The sequence below is a fragment of the Chloroflexota bacterium genome, assembly GCA_013152435.1.
Classification (GTDB): domain Bacteria; phylum Chloroflexota; class Anaerolineae; order DUEN01; family DUEN01; genus DUEN01.
The window spans coordinates 25,205-45,161 of record JAADGJ010000106.1; the positions used below are offsets into that span (position 1 = coordinate 25,205).

General features: G+C 65.2%; 17 protein-coding genes and 1 pseudogene. 14 read left to right on the top strand and 4 right to left on the bottom strand.

Annotated elements, in window-relative coordinates:
* Positions 1-94: 94 nt before the first annotated feature.
* From nuoF to GXP39_14950, 11 genes and pseudogenes are all read left to right on the top strand, one after another.
* Complete coding sequence (gene nuoF, locus GXP39_14900; GenBank protein ID NOZ29322.1) at positions 95-1,930, top strand: NADH-quinone oxidoreductase subunit NuoF; 1,836 nt, start codon at positions 95-97, stop codon at positions 1,928-1,930.
* A 24-nt stretch (positions 1,931-1,954) separates the two neighbouring features.
* Entirely contained in the window at positions 1,955-4,588 is a 2,634-nt protein-coding gene (nuoG, locus tag GXP39_14905; protein ID NOZ29323.1) for an NADH-quinone oxidoreductase subunit NuoG, read from the top strand.
* Positions 4,563-4,865, top strand: coding sequence for a nucleotidyltransferase family protein (locus GXP39_14910; GenBank protein NOZ29324.1), 303 nt, complete (start codon positions 4,563-4,565; stop codon positions 4,863-4,865). The genes nuoG and GXP39_14910 overlap by 26 nt, the downstream gene beginning before the upstream one ends.
* A pseudogene (locus tag GXP39_14915) lies at positions 4,858-5,209 on the top strand (DUF86 domain-containing protein). Before GXP39_14910 ends, GXP39_14915 begins: the two are co-directional and overlap by 8 nt.
* Before the next feature lie 76 nt (positions 5,210-5,285).
* The gene (gene nuoH, locus GXP39_14920) at positions 5,286-6,290 is read left to right on the top strand and encodes an NADH-quinone oxidoreductase subunit NuoH (protein NOZ29325.1); all 1,005 of its coding nucleotides are present in this window, start codon (positions 5,286-5,288) and stop codon (positions 6,288-6,290) included.
* A 22-nt stretch (positions 6,291-6,312) separates the two neighbouring features.
* Complete coding sequence (gene nuoI, locus GXP39_14925) at positions 6,313-6,786, top strand: NADH-quinone oxidoreductase subunit NuoI (protein ID NOZ29326.1); 474 nt, start codon at positions 6,313-6,315, stop codon at positions 6,784-6,786.
* Positions 6,787-6,790: 4 nt separating this feature from the next.
* Positions 6,791-7,309 carry an NADH-quinone oxidoreductase subunit J gene (locus tag GXP39_14930; protein ID NOZ29327.1) on the top strand — a complete coding sequence of 173 codons (519 nt, stop codon included), beginning with the start codon at positions 6,791-6,793 and terminating at the stop codon, positions 7,307-7,309.
* 3 nt (positions 7,310-7,312) lie between these two features.
* Positions 7,313-7,615: an NADH-quinone oxidoreductase subunit NuoK gene (nuoK, locus tag GXP39_14935; GenBank protein ID NOZ29328.1), complete on the top strand. Its 303-nt coding sequence runs from the start codon at positions 7,313-7,315 to the stop codon at positions 7,613-7,615.
* Positions 7,616-7,689: 74 nt separating this feature from the next.
* A complete protein-coding gene (gene nuoL / locus GXP39_14940) occupies positions 7,690-9,576 on the top strand; it encodes an NADH-quinone oxidoreductase subunit L (GenBank protein NOZ29329.1) in 1,887 nt (628 codons plus the stop codon).
* 43 nt (positions 9,577-9,619) lie between these two features.
* Positions 9,620-11,128, top strand: coding sequence for an NADH-quinone oxidoreductase subunit M (locus tag GXP39_14945; GenBank protein NOZ29330.1), 1,509 nt, complete (start codon positions 9,620-9,622; stop codon positions 11,126-11,128).
* Between the two features lie 104 nt (positions 11,129-11,232).
* Positions 11,233-12,660 (top strand): NADH-quinone oxidoreductase subunit N, encoded by a 1,428-nt coding sequence (locus GXP39_14950; GenBank protein NOZ29331.1) that lies wholly within the window; start codon positions 11,233-11,235, stop codon positions 12,658-12,660.
* Between the two features lie 83 nt (positions 12,661-12,743).
* Here GXP39_14950 and trxB read toward each other — a convergent pair whose 3' ends face one another.
* The 4 genes from trxB to dnaJ form a co-directional block, all read right to left on the bottom strand.
* Positions 12,744-13,715 carry a thioredoxin-disulfide reductase gene (gene trxB / locus GXP39_14955; protein NOZ29332.1) on the bottom strand — a complete coding sequence of 324 codons (972 nt, stop codon included), beginning with the start codon at positions 13,713-13,715 and terminating at the stop codon, positions 12,744-12,746.
* 91 nt (positions 13,716-13,806) lie between these two features.
* On the bottom strand, positions 13,807-14,559 hold the full coding sequence (locus GXP39_14960) for a 16S rRNA (uracil(1498)-N(3))-methyltransferase (protein NOZ29333.1): 753 nt from the start codon (positions 14,557-14,559) through the stop codon (positions 13,807-13,809).
* Complete coding sequence (gene prmA / locus GXP39_14965) at positions 14,559-15,461, bottom strand: 50S ribosomal protein L11 methyltransferase (GenBank protein NOZ29334.1); 903 nt, start codon at positions 15,459-15,461, stop codon at positions 14,559-14,561. The genes GXP39_14960 and prmA overlap by 1 nt, the downstream gene beginning before the upstream one ends.
* Positions 15,462-15,472: 11 nt before the next feature.
* Complete coding sequence (gene dnaJ / locus GXP39_14970; GenBank protein ID NOZ29335.1) at positions 15,473-16,630, bottom strand: molecular chaperone DnaJ; 1,158 nt, start codon at positions 16,628-16,630, stop codon at positions 15,473-15,475.
* A gap of 506 nt (positions 16,631-17,136) precedes the next feature.
* Here dnaJ and GXP39_14975 point away from each other — a divergent pair.
* The 3 genes from GXP39_14975 to GXP39_14985 all read left to right on the top strand — a co-directional run bounded on the left by GXP39_14975 (position 17,137) and on the right by GXP39_14985 (position 19,957).
* Positions 17,137-17,691 carry a flavodoxin family protein gene (locus GXP39_14975; protein NOZ29336.1) on the top strand — a complete coding sequence of 185 codons (555 nt, stop codon included), beginning with the start codon at positions 17,137-17,139 and terminating at the stop codon, positions 17,689-17,691.
* 28 nt (positions 17,692-17,719) lie between these two features.
* Positions 17,720-18,571, top strand: a complete 852-nt coding sequence (locus tag GXP39_14980) for a sugar phosphate isomerase/epimerase (GenBank protein ID NOZ29337.1) — start codon at positions 17,720-17,722, stop codon at positions 18,569-18,571.
* 390 nt (positions 18,572-18,961) lie between these two features.
* Positions 18,962-19,957 (top strand): Gfo/Idh/MocA family oxidoreductase, encoded by a 996-nt coding sequence (locus GXP39_14985; GenBank protein NOZ29338.1) that lies wholly within the window; start codon positions 18,962-18,964, stop codon positions 19,955-19,957.

A 19,957-nucleotide genomic window follows, 5' to 3' on the forward strand; every position in this document is an offset into this window, starting at 1 on the left:
CGCGAGACCAGGGGGACAGGAGCGCGGCGTAACACGTAAGGCGCGGGGGAACCATATGCTTTCGGACGCAACCAAGCAAGAGATCCAAACCCTGATGCGAAGATACCCTCATCCCCGCTCGGCGTTGGGCCCGGCCCTCCACGTGGTGCAACGAGAGCTCGGCTGGGTGCCGCCGGAGGTGGAGGAGGAGGTGGCCGAGCTGTTCGGCCTGGACCCCGCGGAGGTACACGCCTTCGTCGGATTCTACAACATGTACTACAAAGCGCCCAAGGGGCTCTACCACCTGGAGATATGCACCAACGTCTCCTGCAAACTCCGCGGGGCGGACGAATGCGCTCGTCACTTAATGGAGAGGCTGGGGTTGAAGGGATGGGGAGAAACCACCGAGGACGGCCTCTTCACATTGGATCACGCCGAATGCCTCGGATCGTGCGGGACCGCCCCGGTGATGAGCGTGCGCAAGCGGGGCCAGGAGCTCCCCCGCTACTACGAGGCGCTGACCCCGGAGCGGATCGACGAGATCCTGGCCGAGCTGCGAGCTAACGCCGAACAGCCCCTGCCCGTGGAGCCGGAGCCGATGGGGCCGGCCCACTTCGGGGGCATGGAGCCCAAGGTCCTGCTGGCGCGGGTGACGAAGCCGGACTCCCATCGCCTGGCGACCTACGTGGAGGACGGGGGATACCAGGCGCTGCGGAAAGCCCTCTCGGAGATGACGCCCGAGCAGGTGGTCGAGACCGTGAAGCTCTCCGGGCTGCGGGGGCGCGGCGGCGCCGGCTTCCCGGCGGGCGTGAAGTGGTCCTTCATCCCCCAGGGCGTCTTCCCACGCTACCTGGTGTGCAACGCCGACGAGAGCGAGCCGGGCACCTTCAAGGACCGCATCCTGATGGAATACGACCCCCACCAGGTGCTGGAGGGGATCATCATCGCCGCATACGCCATCCAGGCGGAGAAGGCGTTCATCTACATCCGGGGGGAGTACGGGTTCCCATACGCCCGGCTGCAGCAGGCGATCCAGGAGGCCTACGAGAACAACTACCTGGGGCGGAACATCCTCGGGAGCAACTACAGCCTGGATGTGATCGTCCATCGCGGCGCCGGCGCGTACATTTGCGGCGAGGAGACGGCGCTGCTCTCCTCGCTGGAGGGACAGCGCGGGCACCCGAGGCTGAAGCCCCCCTTCCCCGCGTCGGAGGGGCTCTACCGCAAGCCGACCATTGTGAACAACGTGGAGACCCTGGCCAACGTGCCACACATCGTGAAGCACGGGGTGGAATGGTATCGCTCCTTCGGGACGGAGAGGAGCCCAGGCTTCCGCCTCTTCGCCCTCAGCGGCGAGGTGCGAAAGCCCGGCGTCTACGAGCTGCCCCACGGCATCACGCTGCGGGAGCTGATCTACGAGCACGCGGGGGGGACGCTGGATGATCGGCCGGTGAAGGCCATCGTCCCTGGCGGCCTCTCCATGCCCATACTGACCGCAGAGCATCTGGACACCCCCCTGGACTTCGAGTCCGTGCAGGAGGTCGGATCGCTCCTGGGCTCGGCCGGCATCATCGTCATGTGCGAAGGCACCTCGCTGATCGAGGTCATGGAGCGTACCATCGCCTTCTACCGCGAGGAGTCGTGCGGGAAATGCGCCCCCTGCCGTGAGGGGACGGGATGGCTGGAGAAGATCCTCCAGCGTATCCGCTCCGGGGAGGGGCGCAAAGAGGACCTGGACGAGATCCTTCGCCTGGCGAAGTTCATCGAACAGCAGACCTTCTGTCCCTTCGGCCCCGCAGCGGTCTGGGGGATCACCAGCGCCATCAAGCGATTCCGGGCGGAGCTGGAAGCGTATATTGAAGAGACGAACCCTACCGGCGAAGTCCCTCCATTGCCCGTGCGACCGGTCTATCGGCCGGATGTGGGGATGCCGGCGCACGAACGCGACTGAGCTGGGCTGGCAGAGGATGCGTGCATGACCGAATATGTCACCATCACGATAGACGGCAAAGAGATCAAGGCCCCCAAGGGGATCCCCTTGACGCGTGCGGCCAAAGCGGCCGGCATCGACATCCCGACCTTCTGCGCCCATCCAAAGCTGGAGCCCATCGGTGCCTGCCGCATGTGCCTGGTCGAGATCGAGACGCCGCGCGGGCTCCGGCTGACGACGGCGTGCACGACGCCCGTCACGGAGGGCCTGACGGTCCATTACGACAGCCCTCGCGCCCGAGAGGCCCGAGAGGCCACGCTGGAGTTCATCCTCGCCAACCACCCCCTGGATTGCCCCATCTGCGACAAGGGCGGCGAGTGCATCCTCCAGGACCAGGCGATGGAGCACGGGCCGGGAGAGAGCCACTTCATCGAGGAGAAGGTACACAAAGACAAACACCGCCTCATCTCCGACCTGATCCTGCTGGACCAGGAGCGCTGCGTCGTCTGCTGGCGTTGCATCCGCTACCTGGAGGAGTGGGAGGACAAGCCGCAACTGGGGCTCTACCATCGGGGCGGGGAGACCGTGATCGACATCCACCCGGATCACCCGGTGACCGCCAAGACCAGCGGCAACATCATCGACATCTGCCCCGTGGGGGCGCTGACCAGCCGGATCTCCCGCTTCCAGTACCGGCCCTGGCGCCTGACCCGGGTGCCCAGCGTATGCATCCACTGCTCGCAGGGGTGCAATCTGCGCATCGATGTGCGCACCAACCAGGTACGGCGCATCGTCAGCCGGGAGAACGCGGCCGTCAACGATCAATGGATCTGCGACAAGGGGCGGTTCGCCCAGGGATTCTTCCACCATTCCGAGCGGCTCAGCCAGCCGCTCATCCGGGAGGGCGGAGAACTGCGTCCGGCCACATGGGACGAGGCGCTGCAGCGGGTCGTGGATGAGCTGTCCCGCAGGGCCCGGGAGCAACCGGAGGCGGTGGGCGCCATCGGATCGCCCAAGGCGAGCAATGAGGCCAACTACCTGCTGCAGAAGTTCTTCCGCCTGATGGTGGACACCAACAACATCGACCATCGGGGCGGCGGGGACGTCCTGGCCGATCCCCGAGGGCTGTCCTCCATCGAGGAAATCCACCGGGCGGACCTGTTCGTCCTGGTGGGCGTACATCTGGCAGAGGAGCCGCCCGTCCTGGCCATGTTCTTCAAGCGGGCCGTCAAGCGGAACGGCGCCAGGGTGATCGTCATCCACCCGCGCCGGACCGAGGACGCGGCCTACGGATTGCACCTGCCCGCGCTGCCGGGCACGGAGGCGGTGGTCCTGAACGGCCTGATGGCCCTTCTGATCCAGCACGAGCGCTTCGAGCGGCTGGTGCGGCGCATAGCGGGCGGGCGAGAGCTCCTGGCGGAGCTGGAGGCGTTCCCGCCCCAGGTCGTCGCGGGCCTGAGCGAGGTGGACGCGAGCGCGCTGCAACAGGCGGCCGCGCTCCTACAGGAAAGCGAGCGTCCGCTGGTCCTATACGGCCCCGACGTGGTGCGCGGCCGGGAGGCCCAGGCCAGCGCGGCCGCGCTGGCCAATCTGGAGCTCCTGCTCGGGCGCGATCGTGTGGCCTACATGGGCCCCGACGCCAACAGCCAGGGCGCCCGAGACATGGGCGTGTTGCCCGCCTATCTGCCCGGCCATATGCCCGTCACCGACGCCGGGGCACGAGAGCGGCTCCGCCGCCTGTGGGGTAGCGAGGTGCCGGAGGAGCCGGGCCTGACCTATACGCAGATGCTGACGGCGGCCGCGAACGGCGACCTGAAGGCGCTGTACGTCATGGGCGCCGACCCCGCGTCGGAGGGGGCCTGGGCAGCCGCCGCGCTGGAGAACCTGGACTTCCTGGTCGTCCAGGACGCGTTCCTGACCGAGACGGCGAAGCGGGCCGATGTGGTGCTGCCCGCGACGACGTACGCGGAGACGAACGGCACCTACACCAATCTGGAGCGCCGGGTGCAGCGGGCGCCTCAGGCCTTTCGCCCCTGGCAGCAGGCGCGGCCGGATTGGGAGATTCTCACCGAGCTGGCCCGCCGCTGGCCTATCCGAACGGCCGGGGAGACGCGCCGACGCAAGCGCAAGAAGGCAAAGCGCTCCCCGCAGGAGCGATGGAGCTACGCCTCTATCCAGGAGGTGCTGCGCGAGATCACGCGAGCGGTGCCCCAATACGCCGGGCTGGAGTGGGAGGCCCTGGGCGAGCAGGGGCAGCAGTGGCCGCTGGACGACCTCGGCAGGCCCCGGAGATTCCAGGAGGTGGCCCCACCGCACGCACTCACGGATCCGGAACGCCCATTCCGGCTGCTGGTCGATCGGCTCCTGTACGACCACGGGACGCTGATCCGCACGACGCCACAACTCGGCAGCCTGCTGGCGGAGCCGGCGGCGCGCCTGAACCCCGAGGATATGAAGCGTCTGGGGATTCAGGACGGGGATCCGGTGCGGGTGTCCTCGCCGCACGGGGCTGCCCGCCCGGCCGGATCGCACGGTGCGCCCGGGCGTGGTGGCCCTGGCGTACAGCCTGCCCGGGGCGCCGGCGGAGACGCTGATGGGGACCACCGGGCCGGGGATACTCGTCGACGTCCAGAAGAGGGGATAAGGATCTGGTATGTCTACGAGAGAACAGATCATTGAACTGCTCCGTGAGCATTACCCTTTCCTTGCCGCTGAATATGGCGTCAAGAGGGTGGGGATTTTTGGTTCCTACGCCAAAGGCCAACCCGATGAGACCAGCGACGTGGACATCATTGTGGAGTTTGAGCATCCCATTGGGTTCAGGTTCATCGAGCTTGTAGAGTACCTGGAACGCTTGCTGGGCAGAAGGGTAGATGTATTAACTCCCGATGGCCTTCGAACAATCCGGATATCCCGCGTTGCCCAGGACATTGCGGAGAGCATCATATATGTCTGAGCGGGCAGATAGGGACTTTCTAAGCGACATTCAAGAAGCTATTCGCCGCATAGGGGAATACATCACAGGGATGACATATCAAACCTTCTCGGAGGACACAAAGACGCAAGATGCTGTCATTCGTAATCTGGAAATCATCGGCGAAGCGACCAAGAATCTGACGAGAGATTTACGGGAAAGGCATCCGGACGTTCCATAGGAAGGGTATGGCCGGGGTCCGAGATCGGCTAATTCACCATTACTTCGGTGTCAATCTGGACATTGTGTGGCAAATCGCCGTAGACGAGTTGCCCAAGGTGGCCTTGCAACTGGAAGAGATTTTGCGAGAAGAGAGTGACGTTTAACATCCGTGGCAATCCTTTGTCGAGATTCTAAGGGGGTGGCCTTGCGCCAGGCCTCGAGGGACCGTGGAGTCGCCTTATGGATTGGATAGGGCTCATCGTCATACCAGTAATCAAGGGCATCATCATCCTGTTGGCGCTGCTGGCCGCTACAGCCTACCTGACCCTGTTCGAACGCAAGCTGGTGGCGCGTTTCCAGATCCGGTACGGCCCCAACCGGGCGGGCAAATACGGGATCCTGCAGCCGCTGGCGGATGCGGGGAAGCTAATGCTGAAAGAGGAGATCATTCCGGGGCACGTGGATAAGCCAGTCTACCTGCTGGCCCCGATCCTGGCCATGGTGCCGGCGTTCGCCATCTTCGCGGTGGTGCCCATCGGACCCGATCTCCATCTGTTCGGCCGGGTGATCCCGCTGCACATGGGGGACGTGAACGTGGCCCTGCTCTACGTGGCGGCCATCGCCTCGGTGGGCACGTATGGGGTGATGTTGGCCGGCTGGGCCAGCAACAACAACTACTCCCTGCTGGGGGCCCTGCGCACCAGCGCCCAGATGATCTCCTACGAACTGCCGATGGGGATCATGGTGGCCAGCCTGCTGCTCATCACCGGCACCCTGAGCCTGGTGCAGATCGTGCATGGCCCTCGCCCGCTGTGGGCCTGGATCTGGCTGTGGCTGGGATTCCCCTTCTACTTCATCTGCGCCCTGGCCGAAACGAACCGCTCGCCGTTCGACCTGCCGGAGACGGAGAACGAGCTGGTCGCCGGGTATCAGACGGAGTACGGCGGCATCAAGTTCGCCCTGTTCTACCTGTCCGAATACCTACACATGATCACGTCCAGCGCCATCATGGCGACGCTGTTCTTCGGCGGCTGGCGCGGCCCCTTCGTGGACCAGCTGCCCTTCCTGTCGGTGATCTACCTGGGCATCAAGATCGTCCTGCTGCTCTTCCTGTTCGTCTGGGTGCGGTCCAGCATCCCCCGCGTGCGCTACGATCAACTGATGAACTTCGGCTGGCGGTACCTGCTGCCGATGTCGCTGATCTACCTGGCCATCACGGCGATCCTGGTCGTGATGCTGGGATAAGGCGCAAAGGAGTAAAGCGTAGATGTCGATCAAGGACTTCATCGAGGGGACACGAGAGATCGCGAAGGCGATGGGGGTGACGCTGAAACACCTGGCGACGCCTCCGCTCACCGTGGAGTCCCCCGATCAGCCGATCCTGGTGTATCCGCGCTTTCGCGGGCGCCACTATCTGCGGCGATACGAGAACGGACTGGAGCGCTGCATCGGATGCCAGCTATGCGAGGCAGCGTGCCCTACGGGGGCGATTTACGTGGAGGCGGCCGAGGACGATCCGGAGAATCCGGTCTCGCCCGGCGATCGCTATGCCCGGGTATACGAGATCAACCTGCTGCGCTGCGTCTTCTGCGGCGATTGCGAGGAGGCCTGCCCGGTGGAGGCGATCGTGCTGGGACACGAATACGCGCTGGCGAATTACGATCGCAAGGACTTCGTCCTCACCAAGGAGGACCTGCTCAACCCGCCGGAGCCCAACGTGATTATCCGGCCGGAGGAGTAAGCCCATGGAGTGGTTCCTGTTTATTCTCTTCGCCTTGACCGCCGTGGCCGGCGGCGCGGGCGTGGTGCTGAGCCGCAACGCGGTCCATAGCGCCCTGTTCCTGCTCCTCAACTTCGCCTCCATGGCTCTGCTGTACCTGTTGCTGGGCGCGCAGTTCCTGGCCATGGCGCAGATCCTGGTATACGCCGGAGCGATCGTCGTGCTCTTCATCTTCGTCGTCATGCTGATCGGGAACGAATCGGTCAACGACATCGTAGCCCGGGAGAGATCGGTGCTTCGAGCCCTGGCCCTGGTGCTGGCGATCCTGTTCCTGGGGGGCGGGACCTACGCCCTGATCACGGGAGCGCAGGGCTCGCCGGCGGGTGCACCGGAGCAGGGGAGCATCCAGGCGGTGGGCTACCTGCTGTACACGCGCTACCTGCTGCCGTTCGAGCTGGCCTCGGTGCTGCTCCTGGCTGCGATGATCGGCGCCATGGTGGTCGCAAGCCGTATCAAGCCGCCGTTAGGACGGCCGAAGGAGTAGGGGATGGTCTCGACAACGCTCTACCTGGTCCTGGCAGGGGTCATTTTCACCATCGGAGCGCTGGGGGTGCTCGTCCGGCGCAACGCCCTCATCATCTTCATGTGCATCGAGATGATGATGAACGCGGTGAACCTGACCTTCGTCGCCCTGTCACGCCAGTTCGGCACCCTGGACGGTCAGGTATTCGTCTTCTTGATCATGGCTGTGGCAGCCGCGGAGGTTGCCATCGGGCTGGCCATCGTGATGGGGATCACCCGACACCGCGATACCACCAACGTGGACCAGATTCACCTGCTGCGCTGGTAATCTCCCATCCCCAATCTCCCATCGCTCATCTCTGAGGCTGGAGATTGGGGGATAGCGAGGAAGCGTAAGGGACTATGATGGAATACGCCTGGCTTTCACTGGCATTCCCCGTGCTGGGGATCATTCTGAACCTGGCCTTCGGGCGTCGCTGGGGAAAGAACGTCACCGGCATAGTGGCCTCGGCCGCGGTGTTGCTCTCTTTCCTGGTGGCGGTGGCCCTGTTCATCGCCCTGAACGGCATGCCGCCCGAGGAGCGAACCGTAGAGCAGGTGCTGTGGCGCTGGATCACCATCGGCTCATTCCAGACGGACATCGGCCTGCTCATCGACCCCCTGTCCGTGCTTATGACGCTGGTGGTCACCGGCGTGGGGTTCCTGATCCACGTGTACTCCATTGGCTACATGTGGGAGGACGAGCGCTACGTGCGCTACTTCGTCTACCTGAACCTCTTCGTCCTCATGATGCTCACCCTGGTCCTGGCCAACGACTTCGTCCAGATGTTCATCGGCTGGGAGGGCGTAGGGCTAGCCTCGTACCTGCTCATCGGGTTCTGGTTCTTCAAACCGAGCGCGGCAGACGCGGGCAAGAAGGCCTTCCTGGTCAATCGCATCGGCGACGCGGGGTTCATCATCGCCATGATCTGGATCTTTGCGCTCAGCGGCCAGCTGAACTTCCAGGCCCTGTTCGAGCCCCAAGCCCTGTCCGCCCTGGGGCTGTCGGCCACAGCGATCGGGCTCCTGCTGCTGGTGGCCGCCACGGGGAAATCCGCTCAGATCCCCCTGTACGTCTGGCTCCCGGACGCCATGGAGGGCCCGACCCCGGTCAGCGCCCTCATCCATGCGGCGACCATGGTGACGGCCGGCGTGTACATGATCGCCCGCATGGCGCCGCTCTACGCCATGACGCCGACGGCCATGACCTGGGTGGCCACGATCGGCGTGCTGACGGCCTTCTTCGCCGCCACCATCGCGCTGGCCCAGACGGACCTGAAGCGCATCCTGGCCTATTCCACCGTCTCGCAACTGGGGTACATGTTCCTGGGCGTCGGCGTGGGGTCCTTCACCGCCGGCATCTTCCACCTCTACACGCACGCCTTCTTCAAGGCGCTGCTCTTCCTGGGCGCCGGAAGCGTCATGCACGCGCTGCACGGAGAGCTGGACATCCGCCGGATGGGCGGGCTTAGGGACAAGCTGCCCACCACGTACAAGACGTTCCTCGTCGGCGCGGCCGCGCTGGCGGGATTCCCGCTGCTCTCCGGCTTCTTCTCCAAGGATGAGATCCTCCTGGGCGCGTGGGAGCGCTCCCCCCTGTTGTGGCTGATTGGGATCGCGACCGCCTTCATGACGGCCGTGTATTCCTTCCGAGCGGTGTTCACGGTCTTCTGGGGCACCCCGCGTGACCGCCGGCTGCATACACACGCGCACGAGGCCCCCCGGGTGATGACGGTGCCGCTGATCATCCTGGCCGTCGGCGCCGCGATCGGAGGGGTGATCGGCCTGCCGCACCTCTCCTGGCTGCACGGCTGGCTGACGCCCGTCTTCGAGGGGGTCATGCACGAGGGGGAGGCGGGGGCCATCGCCTGGGCCCTGATGGGCGTCTCCGCCCTGGTGGCCCTGGGTGGCATCTATTTCGCCTACTACGCCTTCGTGAGCCATCCCCGCCTGGTGTCCGATATCCGGCAGACGCTGGGGCCGCTGGACAGCCTGGTACAACACCGATACTACGTGGACGAGATCTACATGGCCGCCATTGTGAACCCGCTGAAAGCCCTGGGCGACTGGCTGGCGCAGTCCTTCGATCAACAGGGCATTGACGGAGCGGTGAATGGCGTGGCCCAGGGCACCGGCTGGATCGGAGATCGCGTGCGGCGGCTGCAGACGGGATGGGTGGGCACGTACGCCCTGACGCTGTTCACGGGCGTCGTCCTGCTGGTCCTCTACTTCCTCTGGGTGGCACGTTAGGTGCGGGAAGCCACAGGAGATCAGAGATCGGAGACGGAGACTTATGACATCGGCTAGTGGCATACCGTGGCTGAGCCTCATCACGTTCCTCCCGCTGGTGGGAGCGCTGATCCTGTTGCTGCTTCCCAGGCAGGGACGTACGCCCTGGTACTGGGCGATGCTGGTCACGACGGCGACGTTCCTGATCTCCCTGCCGCTGTTCTTCCAGTGGGAGATGGGCGAGGCCGGATATCAGTTCGTGGAGCGGCTGCCCTGGGCTCCGGAGCTGGGCCTGAATTACATCCTGGGGGTCGATGGCATCAGCCTGCTCCTGGTGCTGTTGACCACGTTCCTCGGCCCCATCGTGATCCTCTCCTCGTGGAACAGCATCACGGATCGCCCGGTTACGTATCTGTTCCTGATGCTGGTGCTGGAGACGGGGATCCTGGGGGTGTTCCTGGCCCTGGATCTGGTGCTTTTCTACCTGTTCTGGGAGGCGACCCTGATCCCCATGTACTTCATCATCGGGGTATGGGGCGGGCCACGCCGGATCTACGCCGCGGTGAAGTTCTTCATCTACACCATGGCGGGCAGCGCCCTCATGCTGGTCGCCATCCTGGTGCTCCGCCAGGCGACCGGCACCTTCGACCTGACGGCCATCCTGGGACAGGCGCAGCTGGACCCGAACCTGCAGCGCTGGTTGTTCCTGGCCTTCGCCCTGGCCTTCGCCATCAAGGTCCCTCTGTTCCCGTTCCACACCTGGCTGCCCGATGCGCATGTGGAGGCCCCCACCGCGGGCTCGGTGATCCTGGCCGGCGTCCTGCTGAAGATGGGCACGTACGGCTACGTGCGCTTCGCGCTACCCCTGTTCCCGGAGGCGGCGACCAGCCTGGCCGAGCTGTTCATCGTGCTGGCGGTCATCGGCATCCTCTACGGCGGGATCGTGGCGCTGCGCCAGCGGGATTTCAAGAGCCTGGTGGCCTACTCCTCGGTCGCCCATCTGGGGTTCGTCATGCTGGGCATCTTCGCCATGACGCCCCAGGGGCTGAGCGGCGCCGTGATCCAGATGGTCAACCATGGGCTGAGCACGGGGGCGCTCTTCCTCCTGGTGGGCATGATCTACGAGCGACGGCACACCCGCCTTCTATCGGACTTCGGCGGCGTGTGGGCGGTGATGCCGATCTATGGGGCGTTCCTGCTGGTGACGATCCTGAGCTCGGCCGGGCTGCCGGGGCTCAACGGCTTCGTGGGCGAATTCAGCATCCTGGTGGGCGCCTTCCAGACCCACCGCTGGGCGGCCGCCCTGTCAGCGCTGGGCGTGATCGTGGCCGCCTGGTACCTGCTTCACGCCTTCCGGGAGGTCATGCAAGGGCCGCTGGACAAGCAGGAGAACAAGCACCTGACGGACCTCTCCAGGCGAGAGGTGCTGATCCTGGTGCCCATCACGGTCATGTTCCTCATCATCGGGCTGTTCCCGAGCCTGTTCCTGGATCGCATCAACCCGACGGTGATGGAGCTCCAGCAGCACATCGCCCAATATCAGGCGCCCGCCATCACGTTCCTGTGGAAGTAGAGGGCGAACATGCCGGACATGGAGGACGGCAGATCGCACACGATCGTACCCAATCGCCGTGTTTGATTCCTGCACGTTGCACGCCTGAGAACAGGTGAACCCGTATGGATAGCATTCAAGTTTCGCTCGTTCCCGTGTTACCCGAAGTCATCCTTCTGGTCACCGCCATCGCGGTCCTGGCCGTGGACACCCTCATCGGCGACAAGCGGTGGCTGACGTGGGTCGGCCTGCTGGGGGTCGTCCTGGCCGGGGGCGCCGCGTACAGGCTGGCATCCCAGCCCCCGCAGGACTTCCAGGGGATGGCCGTATCCGACGCGTATACGGCGTTCTTCCGCCTCATCATCTTCACCGCCACCGGCCTGGGCCTGCTGGTGGCGATGAACTGGCTGGACGCCCACGGCGAGCAGCAGGGGGAATACAACGGATTGCTCTTGCTGGCAGCCCTCGGCATGACATTGATGGCCGCGGCCACGCACCTGGTGCTGGTCTTCGTCGCCCTGGAGGTGCTCTCCCTGAGCCTGTATATCCTGGCCGGCTTCGAGCGTGAGCGGGCGACTTCCGGAGAGGCCGCGCTGAAGTACCTGTTGCTGGGCGCCTTCTCCTCGGCCTTCTTCCTCTACGGAATCGCGCTGGTGTACGCGGGCACGGGAGCGCTGGATTTCGCCGGCATCGCGCAGGCCGCCTCCCTCACGCCCACCTTCCTGATCGGCATCGCGCTGCTGATCGTGGGCTTTGGGTTCAAGGTGGCCGCCGTCCCCTTCCACATGTGGACGCCGGATGTGTACCAGGGCGCGCCAACCCCCATCACGGCGTTCATGTCGGTGGGGGCCAAGGCGGCCGGGTTCGCCGCCTTCCTGCGCCTCTTCACGGGGGCGCTTCAGGCCGGCAGGGCGACGTGGGTGCCCGCGATCGCGGCGCTGGCGGTGCTCACCATGACGGTGGGCAATCTGGCCGCGCTGCGACAGAGCAGCCTCAAGCGTATGCTGGCCTACTCCTCCATCGCCCACGCGGGCTACATCCTGATCGGCCTGGCCGCGGCCAACGCCAGCGGCGTGGCCGCCGTGCTCTTCTACCTCTTCGTGTACGCCTTCATGAACATCGGCGCGTTCGCCGTCGTCATCGCCCTGGAACGCCAGGGGGAGGGGGACGTGCTGGCCGACCAGGCCCGGGGCCTGGCCCGGTCCCACCCCGTACTGGCGGCGGCCATGGCGATCTTCATGCTCGCCCTGACCGGGATCCCCCCTCTGGCGGGGTTCTTCGGCAAGCTCTACCTGTTCCAGGCGGCCGTGGAGGCGGACCTCGCCTGGCTGGCCATCGTCGGGGTGATCAACTCGGCCATCTCCGCCTACTACTACCTGCGCGTGGTGGTGGCCATGTACATGTCCGAGGAGGAGGTCCCACCGACGGTGGCCTGGCGACCGGTCCTGGCGGTGGTCACCGGGATCGCGGCCCTGTTGGTCATCATCATCGGGCTGTACCCGGGGGTGTGGCTGGACCTGGCCCAGCGCGGTATCCAGGCCATCCTGGGGTGATCCCCCGCAGATCATTACGACAACAAAAGGGCCTCTGTCAGCTAAGACAGAGGCCCTGGTGATTTCATCGGGATCAGCACCGGCTACGAGGCCAGCGCCTCCTCCTTGATCCCCTCGTACGTGCGGTCCTCCAGCTCGGCGATGAACTTCTCCGCCTCCATCGCCGCCGCACATCCCTGTCCCACGGACGTGGCGACCTGTCGGAAGATCCGATCCTGGATCTCGCCGGCGGCGAACACGCCGGGCACGCTGGTATGTCCACGCTTATCGGTGATCACATAGCCCAGATCGTCCATCTCCAGCTGGCCTACGAAGAGCTCGCTGTTGGGCACGTGGCCGATGTAGATGAAGACGCCGTCGGTCTTGAGCTCGCTCACCTCTCCCGTCTTCACGTTCTTCAACGTGACCGACTGGACCATGCTGTCGCCGTTGATCGATGTGACCACCGAGTTCCAGATGAACTCGATCTTGTCATTGGCAAACGCGCGACGCTGGAGCACCTGGCTGGCGCGCAGTTGATCACGGCGATGAACGATGCGCACCTTGGAGGCGAAGCGGGTCAGGAAGATTCCTTCCTCCAGCGCGCTGTCCCCCCCACCTACGACCACGATCTCCTTTCCACGGAAGAAGAAGCCATCGCAGGTGGCGCAATAGGAGACGCCTCGCCCGGTGAACTCCTGCTCTCCCGGCACGCCCAGCTTACGCGGCGTGGCACCTGTCGCCACGATCACGGCTTTGGCCGCGTATTGCTTCCCGCTGGAGGTCTCCACCACAAAGGGATGCCGCTGGAAATCCACCTTCGTCACGTAATCATACTCAATGCGGCAGCCGAACTTCTCCGCCTGTTGCTGCATGCGCTCCACCAGCTCAGGGCCGGTGACCCCCTCCGGAAACCCGGGGTAGTTCTCCACCTCGTTCGTGATGGACACCTGACCGCCCACCTCGTTGCCGGTGAACAGCAAAGGGTTCAGCTCCGCCCGGGCCGTATACAGCCCGGCCGTGAGCCCTGCCGGTCCGCTACCGATGATGATGACGTTCTCCACCTGCTCGCTCATCTCTTTCTCCTCGCCATGAAAATTCGCAATAGGATCCCATCTTTTTCTCATCGCAATCCACGATGCCCACCCGACCCGGCTGCCGGAACGACTACGCCGCATGGACGCCCGGCGGCGCCAGCTCGCCCGCGTGGTACATCACCAGGGCCACGGCCACGATGGCAGCCGTCTCCGCACGCAACGTGCGCGGCCCCAGCGAGAAGGGGAGGAGCCCCTGGGCCCTCGCCAGCGCCACCTCCTCCGGCGTGAATCCGCCCTCCGGGCCGATCAACAGGGCCACGTCGCCCGGCCGGTCGGTGAACAGGGAGTCCAGAGAGCGCTGCGATTCCCCCGCCCAGCCGATCAGGCCCAGATCAGCCGTGGCCGCCTGCTGACAGGCGGCCGCAAACGTCACCGGCTCCACGATCTGGGGGACGCGGGCCCGGCCGCACTGCTCGGCGGCCTCCTGCGCGATGCGCTCCCACCGGGCCATCCGGTGAGACGAGAGGGGGAGATCACGAACCACGGTCCGCTCGGTGACCATCGGCACGAAGCGGGCCACGCCCAACTCGGTCCCCTTCTGCACGATCCACTCAAAGCGAGAGCCCTTGATCAGCGCGGCGTACAGGACCAACGAGACACGGGGCTCACCGGTCGCATCCTCCCGTCCGACCACCCGGCCGACGGCCTCATCCCGCTCCACACGCTGCAGGGTCACGCGATAGAGCGAGCCCCGCCCGTCCAGCACGGCCACCATGTCGCCCGGCCGTAACCGGAGCACCCGGGCCATCTGCCGCGCCGCGGGTTTCGGGAAACGGACCTGTCCCTGCCGGATCGCCTCGGGGGGCACAAAGAAACGATGCATCAGCCTGCATCCGGGGCCCGAGCCGCCAGCGCAGCCCAGTCGCCCTCCTCCTGCTGCTCCAACACGCGCAATCCACACGACGTGATGGCCGAGACCACATCGTCCACCTGTGAGGTGAGCATCCCGGAGGTGATCAAGACGCCGTTCGCCTTCAACCGATCGGCCAAACCGTCCGCCAACAGTTTGATGACGACATCGGCCAAAATGTTACACAGGATCAGATCATAGCGGCCCTCCGGGGGGAGGGCTCCCATGGTGACCTGGATCCGATCGCTCAGGCCATTGCGCTCCGCGTTCTCCCGGGTCGCCTGGACCGCAGCCGGATCGATATCCCGGGCGTGAACCCGGGCAGCGCCCAGTTTGGCGGCCGCCAGGGAGAGGATGCCGGATCCCGAGCCCTGGTCCAGGACGCAGATCCCCGGGCGAAGGTAGCGCTCCAACAGCCTCAGACAAAGACGTGTGGTCGGGTGTAGCCCGGTGCCGAACGCCATGCCCGGGTCGAGCTCGATCACCACGTCGTTCGGGGAGGGCTCCCAGGCGTGCCAGCTCGGCTTGATCACCAGGCGAGCTCCAACGCGCAACGGCTGGAACTGGGATTTCCAGCCGTCGATCCAGTCCTCCTGGGCCAACTCCCGAAACTGGGGCTCAGGGATCGGATAGATCTGCCCCAGATGCCAAAGGCCCTCCTCCACGCGCTGCCGGATCGCATCCACGCGCTCGTCGATCGGCAGATAGGTCTTCACGACGACGGAGGAGTCTTTGAGCTCGCCGCGAGCGTCGTATCCATTGATCTCGACCACCGCGCCGCCGTTGCCCTCCGGAGGAGCGAACCGATTGAACAGCTCACAGACGGCCTCGGCTGCCTCCTGGTCCACGCGAACGCTGATCTCCAGCCACCTCATCGCTCGCCGGCCTATGACTCTGAGCCTTTGAAGGCATCTCCAATGGCATCCACGATCTTATCGAATACGGTCCGGGTTTCCGTATTGAGGTTCTTCGTGCCCAGCGTCTCCCCCAGCTTTCGCAAGAGCTGACGCTGCTCCTCCGTCAGCTCGGTGGGGACGACGACGCGCACGGATACCAACAGATCCCCACGGCCGCGACGTCGCAGATAGGGGACCCCCTTCTCCTTCAGGCGGAAGACGCGACCATGCTGCGTGCCGGGCGGGATCTTGAGCTTCACCGGCCCATCCAGCGTGGGCACATCCACCTCCGCGCCCAGGGCCGCCTGCACGATATCGATGGGGAGCTCCAGCAGGATATCGTAGTCCTGCCGCTGGAACAAGGGGTGCGGCTCGACGCTGAGCACGACGTAGAGGTTGCCCGGCGGGCCTCCGTACAGGCCGGCCTCGCCCTCGCCCGCCAGCCGGATCTGGGTGCCATCGTCCACCCCCGCCGGGATATCCACCTGGATCCGACGCGTACGACGCACCCGCTTGGCACCACGGCATTCGCGGCACGGCGTCGTGACGACCTCGCCGGTGCCCTCGCAACGCGGGCAGGTTGTGCGGGTCACGATGGTCCCGAAGAGCGGATTATGCTGGCGGCGCTGGATCTCGCCCAGCCCGTTGCACTGAGGACAGCGGACGGGGGTCGTGCCGGGCTCCGCGCCGGACCCGCCACAATGCGGGCACGTCTCCGAGCGAGGGATCTCCAGCTCCTTGGTACAGCCGAAGACGGCCTCCTCGAAGGTGAGCCGCACATCTACTCGCAGGTCCGCCCCGCGGGTGGGAGTACGCCGCGCGGCCGAGGTACGCATGCCGAAGCCGCCGAACAGGTCCTCGAAGATGGACCCGAAGCCGCCGAAATCGGCGAAATCCCCGAAACCGCCAAAGCCGGCACCCTGAGTCGCCGCGTGCCCGAAGCGATCGTAAACGGCGCGCTTCTCCTCATCACTCAGCACCTGATAGGCCTCGTTGATCTCCTTGAAACGGGCCTCCGCGTCCGGTGACTTGTTGATATCCGGATGGTATCGACGCGCCAAACGCCGGTACGCCCGCTTGATCTCCTCTTGCGTCGCGTTCCGGCTTACGCCCAGCACTTCGTAGTAATCGCGTTTGCCGTTGCTCATATCCGCCCAGGTGCCTTTTTCTCTTCACAAACTCAGCCCCCCTATCGTTATCACATACGGAACGAGACGGGGGGCTCATACTGCTATACCGGACAAACCGCTAGCATCATACGTCAAGATCTGTTGTTTGTCAATGTGGCAAAAGTCCGCTATTTCCGCCGAAACAGGCGCATCTTCCACGCCGCGATGGTGTATCCTTTTCGGTGGAAACGCGGCAGGAGCCTTGAGGGGCACACCCCCTCAAAAGAAACCTCCCGGTTTCCGCCTCTCACCCGCCTCGACCGACCTCGTCCACCCGAATCAGGCCGGGAAAGGGCAGGTGCCAGGCAGAGAAGAGGGTGATTGGGCGGAGGGAGGTCCTTCCGCATCTCCCTTGAGGGCTTGCGATGAGGTCGCGGGTCGTCTCGCGGAATTCCCACCATTTTGGATACACTATCGCGCCCACCGGGCAAGAGCATCGCAGATATGGTACACTATGTAGGATCCTAAGTCAGTGAGGAGGGAACATGAACGTGATCGTGCTCAGCTCCAGTCCAAATCGAGATGGCCTGACGGCAGCCTGCGCGGCCGCGGCGGTAGAAGGCATCCGCCAGGCCGGCGGCCAGGCCGAAGAGGTACGGCTCAACGACCTGGACATCGGATTGTGCCAGGCATGTGGCAACGGCTGGGGAACCTGTCTGAACGAGCATGAATGCCAGGAAGAGGACGATTTCCAACCCCTGCACGCTCGCGTCCGGGGGGCGGATGCGCTGGTCCTGGTCACCCCGGTCTACTGGGGGGATCTGAGCGAGTCCGCGAAGGCGTTCACGGACCGGCTGCGACGATGTGAGGCGCCCCGGCGGGAGGAAAGCGCCCTCTTCGGGAAGCCGGTCATCGCCGTGGCAGCCGCTGGCGGCAGCGGCGGCGGCATGATCACCTGTCTGCTGAGCATGGAACGCTGGATCCAGCACATCCGGGCCCGCGTGTTCGATCTCATCCCGGTGAACCGCTGGAGCCGAGACTACAAGCTGGTGGCGATCCGGGAGGCCGCCCGGGCGATGGCGGAGGAGTTGATGTCCTGAGGGCTCCGTCGCGGGGAGGGGGTTTGCGATGCGCACATTTGGATTTCTGGCCTCTCTGGACTTCTCCAGCTGGAGGCCTGAGGAGGTCGTTCGTGAGCTGGGCTACCAGGCCGTGGAATGGCCGCTGGATCACTATCACCCTCAGCGGAAGGGACGCGATGCGCTGTCCCATCTGGTGAAGGTGTCGGCCGAGGCCGGGCTGGAGGTATCGGAGGTCGTCGCACAGCATGACATACTGACGCCGGACAGGGACCTGCATCGCACCCGCCTGAACCTGGTGCGGGAATGCATCCAGGTGGCCGGAGATGCGGGGGTACAGGTCGTCAACGTATTCACCGGGCCGGCCCCCTGGGATCCCCAGGCGCCCAGGCTGGGGGTGGACATCAGCGAGGGGGAGGCCTGGGACATCCTGCAGCGGGCCTTCGACGAACTGGTGCCGCTGGCCGAGCGCTCGGGTGTCTACCTGGCCGTCGAGGCCGTGTTCGGGCATCTGGCCCACGACTACTACACCGTCCAGGAGCTTCTGCGGCGCTACGACAGCCCCCATCTGGGGATCAACATGGACCCCTCCCACTACCGCCTCTACGACAACGACGTCCCGTGGGTCATCCGACAGCTTGGCCCCCGCATCTACCACGTCCACCTCAAGGACGTGATCGGTCGGCCGGGCGTGCACGGCCGGGATTTCATGTTCCCCATGCTGGGCGAGGGGATGATCGACTGGGAGGCGTTCGCGTCGGCCCTCGACGAGGTAGGGTACACGGGGGCGCTCTCGGTGGAGTTCGAGTCGTTCACCTACTACCGGACCGTCCTCAAGGGCGATCCGGCGAAGGCCGCGGCCATCAGCATGGAACAGATCCGGGCGCTGTTCCCGGCCTAGGAGTGTGTCTGAAATTTACCGGCAAGGTGCCTGAGGGGGCTCCCTCAGCTACCAGCCCCACAGGGGGAGGTGTGGAGGGGGCCTCCCCTCCACGGAAATCCCACTTTTCCGGCCTGCACCTGCCTTTCTCGGCCCTTCCCGAAGGACCCGGGCCGAGGCCGGGCAGGTCGAAGGCAGAAGAGGGACTTTTTCCGGGGGGCTCCCCACAGCAGAAGCAACGGCATTTCTCAGACGCGCTCTAGGGGATACTGACAAACCGCAGAGACGCCGGGGGCGCGGAGAATTGAGCATCTCCACGCTCTCTGCGCCTCGGCGGTGCATCTTCATCATCAAACTCCTAGCCTTCACTGCACATGAAAGTGCCCAACCAGATTTGGGCAGGAGGCGACCATGGGTCTTCATGTGGGTCTTATCGGCGGGGGGATGGTGGCCCGCGTCCACCTGGACGCGCTGGCCACCCACCCGGATGTCACGGCCATCTCCCTGGCGGAGCCAAATCGAGCGGCGCAGGAGGCGATGGCTCGCCAGCACACCCTGCGGCGGATCGAGTCCGATTACCGCCGGCTGTTGGAGGATCCCTCGATCGATGTGGTGGACATCTGCCTGCCTCACGACCTGCACCACCCGGTGGGGATCGCCGCGCTGGAGGCGGGCAAGCACCTCCTCAGCGAGAAGCCGATCGCGCTGACGCTGCAGGAGGCAGATGAACTCATCGCCGCGGCCGAGCGGGCGGGAAAGCGCTATTTCGTGGCGCTGAACCAGCGCTTCCTGCCGGCCCACGAGGAGGTCCAGCGCCAGCTCCGCGCGGGGGCCATCGGGCGCCCGTTCATGGCGACGGTGACGGTCATCGGGAACGAGCTGGAGCGCATGAACCAGCCAGGGCACTGGAAGGGATCCTGGGCGAGGGCCGGTGGGGGCGTGCTGGCCGATACCGGCACCCACGTGGTGGATCTGATGCTGTGGTGGTTCGGCGCGCCCGAACGCGTGACGTGTCGCTGGCAGCGCACGGTGGTCGAGGCGGAGGACAAAGGGGACGACACCACCGTCGTCGTGATGGAATACCCGGACGGCCCGCTGGTCACGCTGGCGATGACCTACGCCGCGGCCGACCCCTGGAGCGAGCGCAAGCGGATCTACGGGACCACCGGATCCCTGCACGTCGTGAGCGAGGATGCCGAGCCGCTCGTCATCTTCCAGGGCGGCGAGCGCAAAGTCCTCCCGGTGGAGCACGATCCGAACTGGTGGCCCTTTTCGGTGAAGCGTGGGGTGCATCACTTCGTGGACTGTCTGGTCCACGAACGGGAGTTCCGCGTCACGCCTCAGGACGCCCGGGAGACGCTGCGGGTGATCCTGGACGCATACCAGGCAGCACGAAGGGAGGTGTGA